This is a genomic window from Salegentibacter chungangensis, from assembly GCF_042678405.1.
GTDB classification, from domain to species: Bacteria; Bacteroidota; Bacteroidia; order Flavobacteriales; family Flavobacteriaceae; genus Salegentibacter_A; species Salegentibacter_A chungangensis.
On the sequence record NZ_JBHTLI010000002.1, the window covers coordinates 313,347 to 327,356 of the forward strand.

The 14,010-nt window shown below is 43.8% G+C and carries 8 protein-coding genes; 2 read left to right on the forward strand and 6 right to left on the reverse strand.

Features of this window, described 5'->3' with window-relative positions:
* Positions 1 to 30: 30 nt before the first annotated feature.
* Both ACFQ3Q_RS12040 and ACFQ3Q_RS12045 read left to right on the forward strand, forming a co-directional pair.
* Entirely contained in the window at positions 31 to 1,251 is a 1,221-nt protein-coding gene (locus ACFQ3Q_RS12040; RefSeq protein WP_380746177.1) for an exonuclease SbcCD subunit D C-terminal domain-containing protein, read from the forward strand.
* A 3-nt stretch (positions 1,252 to 1,254) separates the two neighbouring features.
* The gene (locus tag ACFQ3Q_RS12045; RefSeq protein ID WP_380746179.1) at positions 1,255 to 4,284 is read left to right on the forward strand and encodes an SbcC/MukB-like Walker B domain-containing protein; all 3,030 of its coding nucleotides are present in this window, start codon (positions 1,255 to 1,257) and stop codon (positions 4,282 to 4,284) included.
* A 31-nt stretch (positions 4,285 to 4,315) separates the two neighbouring features.
* Here ACFQ3Q_RS12045 and ACFQ3Q_RS12050 read toward each other — a convergent pair whose 3' ends face one another.
* The 6 genes from ACFQ3Q_RS12050 to ACFQ3Q_RS12075 form a co-directional block, all read right to left on the reverse strand.
* Positions 4,316 to 5,896 carry a serine hydrolase gene (locus ACFQ3Q_RS12050; protein WP_380746181.1) on the reverse strand — a complete coding sequence of 527 codons (1,581 nt, stop codon included), beginning with the start codon at positions 5,894 to 5,896 and terminating at the stop codon, positions 4,316 to 4,318.
* 85 nt (positions 5,897 to 5,981) lie between these two features.
* Positions 5,982 to 6,638, reverse strand: coding sequence for a PAQR family membrane homeostasis protein TrhA (gene trhA / locus ACFQ3Q_RS12055; protein WP_380746183.1), 657 nt, complete (start codon positions 6,636 to 6,638; stop codon positions 5,982 to 5,984).
* 171 nt (positions 6,639 to 6,809) lie between these two features.
* A complete protein-coding gene (locus ACFQ3Q_RS12060) occupies positions 6,810 to 8,123 on the reverse strand; it encodes a sugar porter family MFS transporter (RefSeq protein ID WP_380746185.1) in 1,314 nt (437 codons plus the stop codon).
* Positions 8,124 to 8,155: 32 nt separating this feature from the next.
* Positions 8,156 to 9,328 carry a glycoside hydrolase family 130 protein gene (locus ACFQ3Q_RS12065; protein WP_380746187.1) on the reverse strand — a complete coding sequence of 391 codons (1,173 nt, stop codon included), beginning with the start codon at positions 9,326 to 9,328 and terminating at the stop codon, positions 8,156 to 8,158.
* Between the two features lie 57 nt (positions 9,329 to 9,385).
* A complete protein-coding gene (locus ACFQ3Q_RS12070) occupies positions 9,386 to 10,873 on the reverse strand; it encodes a RagB/SusD family nutrient uptake outer membrane protein (protein WP_380746189.1) in 1,488 nt (495 codons plus the stop codon).
* 33 nt (positions 10,874 to 10,906) lie between these two features.
* Positions 10,907 to 13,954: a SusC/RagA family TonB-linked outer membrane protein gene (locus ACFQ3Q_RS12075; RefSeq protein ID WP_380746191.1), complete on the reverse strand. Its 3,048-nt coding sequence runs from the start codon at positions 13,952 to 13,954 to the stop codon at positions 10,907 to 10,909.
* Positions 13,955 to 14,010: the final 56 nt, after the last annotated feature.

Sequence of the window (14,010 nt, forward strand, 5' to 3'; positions counted from 1 at the left end):
ATTTTAATCCTCCAACCGAAGAAATTCCAAATGAAAATTCTACATACCGCCGACTGGCATATCGGCAAAAAACTTCAAAAACACGACCTCTACGCCGATTTTGACCTGTTTATAGGCTGGCTTTGCGAGACCATTGAAGAGGAAGAGATAGACCTCCTGCTTGTATCAGGAGATGTGTTCGACCTGGCAAATCCGTCTTCAGAAGCCAGGAGCCAGTATTACAGGTCCCTGATGGCCCTTCGAAAACTTGACTGCAAGATCATCCTCACCGGCGGGAACCACGATTCCCCGGCAATGCTGGATGCACCAAAAGAACTGCTTCGGGAGCTGGATATGCACGTAATTGGCGGGCTTCCTGAAAACCTGGAAGAAGTGATCATCCCTGTTCAGAATAAAAAAGGGAAGACGGAGATACTAATCGCCGCACTACCCTACCTTCGGGATGCCGACCTGCGCGGAGCCAGCGAAGGCATTACCTATGACGACAGAATTGAAGCGATCCGCCAGGGGATTCAAAACACCTTTGAGAGTGCCGGCGATATTTGTAAAAGAGAATATCCCGGAATTCCAGCCCTGGCAATGGGCCATTTGTATACCGCCGGCATTGAACCCTCGGAAAGCGAAAGGGATATCCAGATAGGAAACCAGGCCGCTTTTGAGGCTTCAAGATTCGGAGAATTCTTCAATTATATCGCCCTGGGCCATATTCACAAGCCTCAGCGGGTAAATGCAGCGGTTCCTGCATTTTACAGCGGCTCCCCTATTCCGTTATCCTTCAGTGAACGCAGTGACGAAAAACGAGTCTTGATCCTGGATACCGAAAAAGGCTGGGATCCCGAAAGTGTTGCTATTCCTCCTTTCCGAAGACTGTTGAAAGTAACCGGGAGTATTGGGCAATTGAAACACAAGCTGGAATTCCTGGAAGACGAAGGTCACCTGGATTCGCTAATCGAGGTTGAGCTTATTGAAGACCAGTATGACGCCCATAAGATCTATCAGCTGGACGAACTGGTCACCAATTTCCATAAGCCGGGATACGAGATCGTTAAACACAGGGCCAGTTTTAAGCAAAAACTAAGCGGGGCCTCTGAACTCTATGATGAACAACAGCAACTGGAAGATCTTAAACCGAAGGATGTCTTTACCGAACTTATTGCGGGGCACGAATATGACGAGGAGACCAAAAAAGAGATTATGAGTGCTTTCGATGAGATCCTGGAAGAAGTACAACATCAGCAAAATGCAGGTTAGGTTATGAAGATACTTAAGATAGAATTCAAGAATATCAATTCCCTGCGAGGGAAACACGAAATTGATTTCACCTCCGGGCCCTTCAGGGCCAGCTCCCTGTTCGCTATCACCGGTCCGACCGGAAGCGGAAAAAGTACCATCCTGGATGTGATCTCCCTGGCGTTATTTAATAAAATCCCTAGGCTTAGTAAAGTATCTAAAAATGAAATTGAGCAAACTGGTGCAATCCTAACTAGAAATCAAAAAGAAGCTTATGCCAAGGTCACTTATTTAACACCTTCTGGGAAATTCTCTTCAGTTTGGAGTATATCAACAAACCGAAACGGGAACCTTAGGGATCACGAGATGGATATTTTCAATGCGGATACAGGCGATTTGATAGAATCAAAAAAATCTGAAGTTCCCGGGAAGAATGAGAAACTCATAGGTCTTAATTATAATCAGTTCATAAAATCTGTAGTATTGGCTCAAGGTGAATTTGCTCAGTTTTTAAAAGCCTCAAAAGGTGAGAGGGGAGAACTGCTTGAAAAAATAACAGGAACCGGCATTTATAGACAATTAGGCAGCAAAGTGTATGAAAAAAATAAACTAGTAAATCAAGACATACAGAGAGAGCAGCAGGAATGTGAGATCATCGAAAAACAGCTTCTAAGCGAAGAAGAGCTGAAACAAACCAAAACCGATCTGAAAGAAAAGGAAACTTCAGAAAAGCTACTGGAAAAGGAAAAAGAAAGCCTTTCTAAAAGTCTTGAGCTGAAAAAAAATATCAAGGTCCAGTCAGCAAAGATCCACGAGCTGGAAGAAGAAAGCTCAAAGGCTGAAAAACTCCTGAAGGAATTTGAGGATGAGAACGGGGAAGCCTTAAAACAACACGAAAAAGTTCAGCCGTTTTCTGATGAGCTTCGCAAACACCAGCAGTTAATAGAGACCAGAGATGAGCTTATTAAGGAACTTGAAACGGCAGGAAAGAACAGGGAGCAGAATTCAAAACAGCAGCAGGAACTAATAGAAAAAGTTTCGGGTTTTATCCGAAAGGATATACATTCAGAAAACCTTGAAAATGAACTGCAACAGTTTGTAAACAAGGTGACTTCCCTGCAGGAGCAGCGAAAAGAGAAGGGCAATGAATATGCCCAAATCCGCACGCAGTTAAAAGCGGAATTAAGGGACAGCAATTTTCAACTGAATGAACACAACCTTGAAGCAGGAATAGCTGAACTGAAACAGCTTTCGACAGCCTCCTGGGAAAGGTTTGAAGATTTAAGCAATAAGCTCTCCCATTTCGAACTTGAAAACGCGACCGAGGAAAAGCAAAAGCTTCAGAAAAAACTAAGCCTGGCAAGAGAGGCCCTGCAGGAATCAGAAAAGCTGAACACACTTTCTGAGGAGCTGGATAAGAGAACACAGGAAGAGGCTGAAATTCGCAAAAAATCAGAAAGTCTTCCGGAGCTGATAGAAAAAACAGGAAATAAACTAAGCCATTCAAAAAAGGATCTCGACAACCTGGAGCTTAAAAAGCAAAACCAGATGCTAAGGGCCAGCCTGGAAGAACATCGTATGAATCTTAAAGATGGGGAAGCCTGTCCGCTTTGCGGATCGATTCACCATCCGTTTGCCGAAGACCTTCCGGAAAAAGATGATTCCCTTGAAAACCAGATCAAGAAGAAACAAAAAGAATACGAACTGCTCAATGAGCAGTATACAAGCGCCAAGACAAACCTGAAACATCAGCAGGATCGCCTGGAAGAGCTAAAAAAGGCAACTTCAGAGCTAAAGAATAAAGAGACCACAGGCAGAAAAGCTTTCAATGAAAAGTACGGTAAGCTCTATGAAACAGGAGAAACCCCGGACTGGAGATCACTTTGTTCCCGCTGGGAACAGGAGGTTACAGGGCTGGAAACTTTTGAAAAACAAAAAAACAGCCTGAAGGCCTTGAATTCCGGAATCCCTTTAATGGAGAAGCTTTTCGGGCTAATGCAAGAGGGGAAAAAAATAAGTGAGCAACTCTCCTCTGTTTACAAAGGACAGGGTATTCACCAGGACAGCAGGATGCTTCAGAATTCCTGGAACCGCCTTACCACTGAAGCAAAAACCATTTCAGAACGGGAAAAAGAACTTCAGGATAAGACCAAGAGCAGGAAAGAAGAAATCAGCAAACTTGAAGCAGAAACATTACCGAAGATCAGGGAACAGGGCTTTGAAGATTTGAAGGCGGCTTCGGCAGCATTAATGCCCGATGCCAGGTACAATACGCTTCGTACTCAACGTGAAACATTCCGCAGACAGATAGAAAACCACCAGGCTTCCATAAAGCTGCTGTCTTCACAATTAGGGGAGCTTAAAAAACAGGATTCCGAAAAAACCAAAGAGGAAGTGGAGGAATTACTGGATGCAAAACTTAAGGAATTCAATAGTATAAAATCTGCGTGCGAGGAGCTTCGCCGCAAGCTGAACAACCACAATGAAAACCTGCAGCGCCTGGAAAATATCCGGCTTGGAATTGCCGCAAAGGAGAAACAAACCCGGCGCTGGAGACTGCTGAATGAGCTGATAGGAGATTCGCAGGGTAAGAAGTTCAATGAATTTGCGCAGGACCTCACCCTTGGGCAATTGCTCATCCTTGCGAATAAGAGATTGCAGAGCCTCAGTGACCGTTATAAGATCGATAAGCCTGCAGAGGATGAAGATGACGGGCTTGTGGCTATAGATGAACATATGGGCGGCCAGAGAAGATCTGTAAAAACACTATCGGGAGGAGAGACCTTTATTCTAAGCCTTTCGATGGCTTTAGCATTGTCTGACCTGGCTTCCAAAAATGTGGAGATCAACAGTCTCTTTATTGACGAAGGTTTTGGTACGCTGGATCCCGAAACCCTGGACCAGACACTGGACACCCTGGAAAAACTACAGGCAGAATCCTCAAAAATGATAGGCATCATCAGCCACGTGGACTCTCTGAAGGAGCGCATTGCAACACAAATTCGATTGCAGCGCAACGGACAGGGTTACAGTCAGTTGGAAGTTAAAGGATAAAAAAAGGAGGCACTTGCCTCCTTTTTTGGTTTTATTCTTTCTCAATTCTGCTGAAATCGAGATCCTGGAAATCGAAACTGAAATCGGTTAGCGGTGAGACCGGCTCCATCCTGAAGCCTTTGGCCCTTCCCTCTTTATCAAGGCTAAAAATGGTAAAGGCATCGGCTTTAAGGGTGCGGTCATTCCATTTCACCACGAAGGTGATTCCTTTATAAAAGCTCATTTCTCCTTTAAAATCGGCGATATTTTCCGATTCAAAGTAAAGTTTGCCTTCCTTTTTAGTGATATTCACTTTTCCAAACCAAGGATCATTATAAACCCCTGTATAATTGTCAAGGTTAATCTTTTCGGTTTTCGTGGATTTTTGAGCTTTTTCAATATTTTCCCAAACCGCTGCTACCACAGAATCGGCTTTCTTTTCCCTTTTCAGCCTGGCATCATTATATTGGGTAATTCGGTCTTCGCCTTCAATACCAAAATAGGAATCTTTAATGGAGTTGGTGATGGATCTGAACGCTGAACCAGATTGCTGATTGGTAAGCACAATGATCCCAAGGTCCATTTCGGGGATCATTGTCACCTGGCTTACAATTCCAAGCAGACCACCGGTATGAGTAACCTGAAGATGTCCCTTCACATCGCTTAAAAACCAGCCCAGCCCGTATGCCGTAAAATGAGTATTATATGGACTTCTGCCCGCTCTTACAATGGTCTGCGGAGTCCACATCTCTTCATGTACCTTTTCGCTGAACAATTCCCTTTCAAGGTCTTCTCCATACTTCCCGTGATTAAGCTGGGCCTGTACCCATTTGCTCATATCTTCTACCGAAGAATAGATCCCGGCAGCAGCATTAGCCACTTTGGTAAAGCTCAGGCCCACTGGGATAAGTTCCCCGTCTACCGGCGCGTGACCATCAATTACATTTGAATAATCCTCTATCCTGTGCCAGGACATAGCCGTTCGCTCCATATTGAGCGGCTTCAGGAAGTTTTCTTTTATAAAGGTTTCATACTCCTGCCCGGAAACCCTTTCCACGACTTCGCCTGCAACAATATACAGCAGGTTATCATAATCGTATTTCGATCTGAAGGAAGACACAGGCTTCAAAAAACGCAAATTATGAATAACCTCATCCTTCTTCAGCACATTCGATGCCGGGAAAACCATCATATCTCCGGCACCAAGGCCAAGTCCGCTTCGGTGAGTAAGCAGGTCCCTAACCGTGAATTCACGGGTCACATAGGCATCATACAATTTGAATTCCGGAATAATATCGGTAACCGGGGTATCCCATTCCAGTTTTCCCTGGTCTATAAGCACCCCAAGGGCTGCACTGGTAAAGGCTTTGGTGTTGGAGGCCACTCCAAACAGCGTATGTTCATTCACTTTCCCTCCTTTTTCAAGAGAACGGGTACCGTAACCTTTTTTGTGCACCACCTTATTATCCTTGAGCACCGCAACTGCGATACCGGGAACATTAAAGGTTTTCATTGTCTTTTCGACCAGACTGTCTATCTGGCTTTCGCTAAGCCCCTGTTGAGCCGAAATAAACTGACTAAAGCTAAATAGCAAAATGCTCAACATAAGTGAGCGCAAATAGATTTTCTTCATAATTAAGATTGATAAAGGGCTCTAAAGTTATTAAAACTTTTCAATCTTAAAGGAGGTGAAAAACTAAGCTTTTACAAGGTTCAATTTAATTAATCGGTAACACGTAATAATAGATAGAAAGAAAGTGACAGAATGTTCCGAAAAGCACAAACATATGGAAGATCGCGTGATTGAATTTTATCCTATCAAGGCTGAACAATATAGCACCGATGGTATAGGAGATACCGCCTACAAAAAGCCAGGTCAGTCCCGCTGTAGGCAGATTCTCTGCAAGTGGTTTTATTGCAAGAATCACGATCCATCCCATTACGACATACATTAATGTTGAGATCCTTTGGTATCTTCCCGTATAGAATAATTTTAAAATAATCCCTGCCAGGGCCATTGCCCACACCACTCCGAACATCAGCCAACCAATTTCCCCGTTAAGGGTCACCAGAGCAAAAGGAGTATAAGTTCCGGCGATCAACACATAAATAGAAGCGTGATCCAGAATATTCAGGCTGTATCTCAGCTTATGGGTTTTCGCGCTGTGATAAAAGGTAGAGGCTGCGTATAAAAGAATCATACTGGCTCCAAAAATACTGAAGCTTACCATTGGAAGGATCTCTCCCAGTTCGTTTGCCCGCATCACCAGGAGTACCAACCCGATAATGCTGAGCACAAATCCAAACCCGTGAGAAAGCACGTTAAATCTTTCTTCTTCGGGAGGATAGAAATGATTGGGTAATTTTGTTTCCATATCGCATTTTTTTTTTGAGGTAAAGGAATTCCGGGAGATGAGTGCCTATTAAATTTACGAAAAAATCAAAAAATTTTAAAGACATTATTCCTCAAAAATACATACGAATACACATAAAAAACCCTGCCAAAGTTTCAACCAGGGCAGGGTTCAAAAACAAACGGAAGGAATTTACACTTTCTCTTCCAGGGATTTCCCTTTGGTCTCAGGAAAATATTTTAATACGAAAATCAGTTGCAGCACCATAGCAAAGGCAAAGAAACCGAATGCATAGGTCCCTCCATTGGTCAAGCTTGTTACCACCGGGAAGATCCAGGTTAAAATTGCAGCCCAGGCCCAGTGTACAAAAGTACCGAAAGACTGGCCGGAGGCTCTAACCTTGTTCGGGAAAACCTCTGAGATAAACACCCAGATCACGGCTCCCTGCGAAAAGGCGAAACTCGCTATAAAGACCAATATCGGAACAATTAAAAATGTAGAACCAACAGCTGAACTGTTTAGGAGATACGCGGTAGTCACCAAACTTAAGATCATCCCTATGGTTCCCAATAACATCAGCTTTTTACGCCCAACCTTATCGATATAATTCATCGCGAGGATGGTAAACAACATATTCACGAATCCTACCGAGGCAGCCTGTAAAAAGGCAGAATCTTCAGCAATACCGGACATTTCGAATATCCGGGGAGCATAATACATAATCGCATTGATCCCTGAACACTGATTGAATGTTGCCATCAGGAAGACCAGAATGATAGGTCGCAGATACTTTCGTTTAAATAGTCCTTCTTTATTGTTATTATCTTCCTCCAGCGACCTTCTGATATTTGCAAGGGTCTCTTTTGGAGAACTGTCCCCGATCTGGCGAAGCACCTCCTGTCCTTCTTCAAATCTCTTTTGCAGGATGAGCCATCTTGGGCTCCTTGGTATCTTAAAGATCAGCAGGAAGAATAAAAAAGCAGGAACAGCTTCTACTCCCAACATCCACCGCCAGGCGTCTGTTGGGATGTAGAGCTTTAGAAAATAATTGGAAAGGAAGGCCAGTAAAATTCCGAATACGATACTGAACTGGAACAGGCCTACCAATCTCCCCCTGTAATTTGAAGGAGATATTTCTGAAATGTACATAGGGGCGATCACTGAGGAGGCTCCTACTCCCAGGCCACCGAGAAAACGGTAAAACAGGAACAGTTCCCAGCTTTCGGTGTAGGCACAGCCGAGCGCCGAAAGTCCGAAAAATACTCCTATAACCAGCAAGGATTTCTTCCTACCCCATTTTTGTGCGGGCATAAAAGCCAGCAATGCACCTACAATAGTTCCTATTAATGCAATGGAATTTGTAAATCCGTGAGAGAAGGAGTCCAGGTCAAAATAAACCTTTAACCCCTGTTCGGCTCCCGAAATCACTGCGGTATCAAAACCAAATAAAAGCCCGCCTAAACTGGAGACTATAGCTCCGGTTAGTAACTTCTTTTTTAAAACCATTAAAATCTTAGATTGTGCAGACTACCAGCCTGTTATTGATCGTCTTCGTCTTTATCTTCTTCGTGGTCCTCTTTGTCTTCCTTATCTTCGGCTTTTACTACGCCAACCATACTATCGGCTGTACCATAGTACAGGTACCAGGCATCGTTGAAATGCACAAGGCCTTCAATAAAAGTAGTCCCGTCTTTGTACTGCCCCGATTTCTCAAAATCCAATTCCGGCTTAATGAATGGTTTATCGGCACGATCAAGGATCTTCCAGGGCTCATTGGCATCATATAAAGCCTGTCCTCCTGTATATATTCTATTTCCGAGTTCTTCCACACCAATGTTCTTTGAATTACCGGCATTGTAAAGTACTACGATCCCGTCTTCGGTAAGAATTGGCGGTGGTCCTGCTTCTACTAACCAGGAATCAAAATAGCCCGGACGCGGACTGAGCACCGGAGAGATATTTCCTTCATAATCTTCTACCGGCTCCCAGTTCACAAGGTCTGTTGAGCTTGCCAGCCAGATATGAGGCACTCCAAAATACATCCAGTACTTCCCGTTAATCTTGGTAGCAACCAGCTTCCCGTCTTCATTAAGTTTGCTTACAATAGCTCCGGATTTGGTACTCATATCATTGTACTTCCCGTCTTTGTAATCTTCGAAAGCCGGGCCGTGCTTCTCCCAGTTCTTCAGGTCATCTGAAGTTGCAACAGCCAAACGGGGAGTGTCCCTGTTCCACTGTGTGTAAGTCAATATATACTTCCCGTCTTCGGTCTCTACAATTCTTGGGTCTTCAGTTCCCCCGGTCCATTCATATTTTTTCTGATCGTCATTATCAGGATAAAAAACCGGCTTTTCTTTTCGGATGTAGGTTACACCATCTTCCGAAGTTGCCAGTCCCAGTCTTGAGGTATGGGTTCCTATACCATCTTCTCCCACTCTTTCTTCAGCTCTGTAAAACACATTTATCTTTCCGTCTTTAACAATGGCTGCAGGGTTAAAAGTTGCCATAGATTCCCAGTTCACTACTTTTCCTGTCATAGGATCGTTGAAAGTAGAAAGGGTGTCTTTTGAAATAATTGGTTTGCCCTGGGTGAATCGCTGGAACGGCCCCAGCATCCATTCTTTTTCTTTGGTTTCCTGCCCTACCATTTGAATGCCGCTAATACAAAACACATACAGTAAGGCTACACTTAATAAGCTAAATCTTTTCATATTTCTATATTTTTTCATTTTTCCGGCTACCCGAAGGCAGCCGGATTTATTGATTTTTTAGTATCCTGGATTCTGAGATATTTGTCCTCCAGACTTATCGATCTCCCCTTGTGGAATTGGGTACAGGTAATTGAAGTCCTGGAAGTTCTTCCCAAGATCGGTAAGCACTTCGTCTGCAATCTCCCATCTCTTAAGGTCCATAAATCTTTGGGATTCGAATCCTAATTCCACTCTTCTTTCGTGCATAAGTGCTGCCAGAGCCTCGGCCTGAGATAAGCCTTGCCCTGAATAAGGCGGTAAAGCACCGGCCGGAGTCTCACTTCCGTCTACAGTCTGAGTATTTCTGGCTCTTTCACGAATCTCATCTACAATGGCAAGCCCTTCTTCCACCTGCCCAAGCTGAATTAACGCTTCGGCTTTCCATAGCAATACGTCGGCATATCTTATGTAGATCTTGTTCCCGGGAGAATCTGCATTCCCTTTGAAAGCTCCATCGGTAGAACCTAACAGCTTATGTACCTCCTGAGCTTCCACATCTACGGTATATCCCAGACGCGGATCGTTCTCTTCAAATGCCGCCACAAAATCTTCGGAAGGAGCAACAAAACCCCATCCCATTAGAGCAGCAAGCCCGTTACCTTTACTTGGGTTCACACCCTGCTTATGGTCATAGGCAAAGATCACTTCATCTTCGCTGAATTCTTTGGTTACATCAAAAGAATCGAAATAATTATCATTCAGGGAATAGAAGCCCCAGGACTGAAGCTCATCAATATGAGAGATCACACTGTTCCATTCACCCTGATATAAAGCTACTTTTGCCTGCATAGCTTTGGCAGCTCCAATAGAAACCCTCCACGGCTCTGAAGCGCTTGAGTATTTTTGCTCCGGCAGCATAGAAACCGCCATTCCAAGGTCTGATTTTATAAATTCTACCACTTCGGCCTTTGGAGTTCTGGTAGTCACCTCGTAGGCTTCAGAAAAATTCTCCAGAGGCTCGGTCAACAATGGTACATCACCAAAGTTGTTCACCAGGTCGAAATAATAAAATGCTCTAAGGAAATAAGCTTCTCCAAGAAGCCGGTCTCTTGTAGCCGCATCCATATCTATATTTGCGATCACCTCATCCTGTTCAAGGATATTTATCGCCTGGTTTGCCCTGGCAATACCTTCGTAATCGTAACTCCACTGGCCATTAAAGGCCCCGTTCATAGAGGTGAAGTTAAAAGCCGCGATCTGATCCATCCAGGCCTGGTCTCCGTCAGGATTCCATTTCTTTTCCATATCTCCGGAAGCGATATCCTGAAGAATGAAATCGTTTCTCAAAACAGTAGCATCATCCCAGTTCCACTCCCCAATAATATTCAGGGTACTGGAAAGGGTTTGATAGGTTGAGTTTACACTGGAAGTAACCGAAGATGCGGTTGGTTCTGCATTTATTTGCTCTTGTGTGATAAGCCCTATCGGCTCTTTCTCCAGGTAGGAGTCACAGCCGCTGATCAAAACGGCTGAAGCAATTATTAATATTTTAGGAATATGTCTCATTATATTCAATTTTTTGTTTCTGATTAATTCGATTTAGAAGCGTGCATTTACACCGAACAATACGGTTAAAGACTGCGGATATGTTCCCATATCGATCAGGTCTGTAGATTCTGGATCAAGACCTGAGTAATCTGTAAATGTAAGCAGGTTCTGTCCCGAAACGTAGAATCTGATATTTCCGAGACCTGATAACTTATCGGCATCAAGGCTATACCCTAATTCCACATTCTTAAGGCGCAGGTAAGAGGCATCTTCCACAAAGATATCAGATACTTTACTGCTTCCGTTATCGCTAAAGCTCACTCTTGGGATGGTGTTGGTAGAGCCTTCTCCGTCCCACGCATCCAGTACTCTGTCTGAATAATTGAACGGACGCGTGTCATAATCAATGATCTTTTTAAGGTCGTTATACCTGTCTACATCTTCTACTCCCTGAAATAACATGCTAAAATCAAAAGCCTTGTAATTCAGGTTAAGGTTCATCCCGTAGGTTAACTTAGGATTAGGGTCTCCTATGAAATCACGGTCGTTATCGTTAATGATCCCATTCCCGTCAAGATCCTTAAACTTGATATCTCCCGGTTGTTGTGGTGGGTTAGCAGTTCCAGATAAATGTTGATCAACTTCAGCCTGGTTCTGATAGATCCCTTCCTGAACAAATCCGTAATATGCATTTAGCGGATGCCCGGCCTGAGTTCTTGTCACCCTTCCGTTAATATACGGCAGGTTTGAGTGTAAAGACTGTACCTCGTTCTTAAGGGTTGCCATATTTGCACTGATCTCGAACTTAAGAGGATTGTCAAAATTCCTGTAAGAAAGAGCGAATTCAAACCCACTGTTCTCCACTTCTCCCGCATTAAGGTAAGTTGGTGATACATCACCTACAAACTGAGGCAGGGAAATTGGTAACAGAATATCTGAAGTATTCTTCTTGAAGTAGTCTGCACTACCATAAATTCTGTTCTTTAGCAGTCCGAAATCGATACCCACGTTGGTTTGCGTGGTGGTCTCCCACTTAAGGTCAGGATTTCCATACCTGCTTATCAGGTACCTGTCGGCATCCCTTCTGTAAAGTGTAAGGTAAGCATAGTTTGGGATTTCCTGGTTACCCAGTTGCCCCCAGCTTCCTCTAAGCTTCAATTCTGAAAGCCAGTCGGTATCCTGCATAAACTCTTCTTCGGTGATCATCCACCCTGCAGAAAGCGACGGGAAATACCCCCATTTATTCTCTTCAGCAAAACGGGAAGAAGCATCTGCCCTTAGATTGGCCGTTAACATATACCTGTCGTCATACACATAAGTTGCTGAAGCGAAATATGAGAACAATGCCCATTCTTCAGCAAGACCACCATTCCAAAGATCACGGTCTGTACCTCCAAAATCAATATATCTGAAATTAGGGTCTGTAAAGTCATATCTTAACCTTGAAGCGCTTAGGTTAGCAGATTCATTCATAATAAATTCTGTACCTAAAAGAGCACTTATCGAATGCTGGTCAAATTCCTTATCAAAATGAAGGCTGTTGTTCCAGGTGATGGTAAAGTCCTGACCCCTTGCTTCAGATAATGAACTTGGACGATTTTGTCTTCCAAGCCCCTGGTCTATAGCCGCCCCGTTTCCGTCGTCATCTCCAAAGTTTCTGTTGAAGGCTTTGGAATGGAAAAAGTTAAGGTCTGCACCAAAGTTGGTCTTAAATCTTAGCGACTTGTCCTTCAGGACATCATATTCGGCAAAAACATTTCCGAAGGTCTTGAAAGTAGATGTTTTATCATCGGTAAAGTAAGCCAAAGCTATAGGGTTCTGGCTGTATTCATATTTACTGCTCTCATAACTGTCTGGTCCCTTGTAAAAAGGAAGGTCGGTAAAAGGATCTTCTTCAGAGTAAGTAGGGTCTGAAGGATCCTTGAATACCGGAATATTCGGTGGTCTTAAAAACGCGTGCCTGATGATCCCCGGGGCATCTCCCTTAGAGGAGATCCTGTCCTGAGTATTATAAGACACCTGTACGTTAGCTCCAACCTTTATACGGTCCAGCACCTGAGAACTGATATTAGTACGTAAATTCAATTTTCTGAATTTATCGTTCCCGTAAACTACTGTACCGTCCTGGCTGAAGTAACCTCCGGAGATCATGTAATTGGTTTTTTCATTTCCTCCTGAAGCCGAAACATTTACATTATGTGTTCTCCCCAGTTCGAAAAGTTCGTCAAGGTAATCTACATCACCAAAGTCTGAACGGCCAATGTCCTCGGTATAAGGATTGGTGCCGTCATAACCTGCATTATTCCAGGCCTGCTCAACGGTTTGCATATACTGGTCGGTATTAAGCATAGTAGGCAGGTTGATTACTTTCTGGATACCTCCGTAATAATCTACTTTAAACTGGCCGCCTTGCTTACCTTCCTTGGTCTTAATAACAATAACCCCACCGGCAGCTCTGGAACCATAAATGGAAGCCGCTGCGGCATCTTTAAGAACCGTCATCGACTGGATGTCTGTAGGATTAAGGAAAGATATCTCTCGGCTGGGAATCCCGTCAATAATATATAGCGGGTTGTTGTTCCCAATGGTTCCGTTACCCCTTATTCTTACTTCTATCTCATCTCCGGGAGCTCCGGTACTTTGGGTGATGTTCACCCCGGCCACCTGCCCCTGCAGGGCCTGTGTTACTTCTGAAACCCTTCTGGATTCCAGTTTACCAACATCTACAGAAGAAATAGCTCCGGTAATGGTAGACTCTTTCTGGGATTTATATCCTACCACCACAAGTTCATCAAGTTCTGCTATATCTTCCTTCAGGGTTACATCTATACTATTACGTCCGTTAACCGCTACTTCAAAGGTCTGGTATCCCACATAGGAATAAACCAAAACCGCATCACTGCCGGAAACTTCAATAGAATATTCCCCGTTAAAATCTGAAACGGTACCATTAGAGGTGCCTTTCTCCACAACCGAAACCCCGGGTAAAGCACCACTGGCGTCGGTAATCACCCCTGTAACCGTTTGCGCATAAACTGCGCCTCCCGTACATACAGCCCATATCATCAACAGGCTGAAAATCATATTTTTTTTCATCATAATAAACCTTTCAAAAGATTAGTAATAAAGTTGATTTTTGTCATGCTATTTATCGA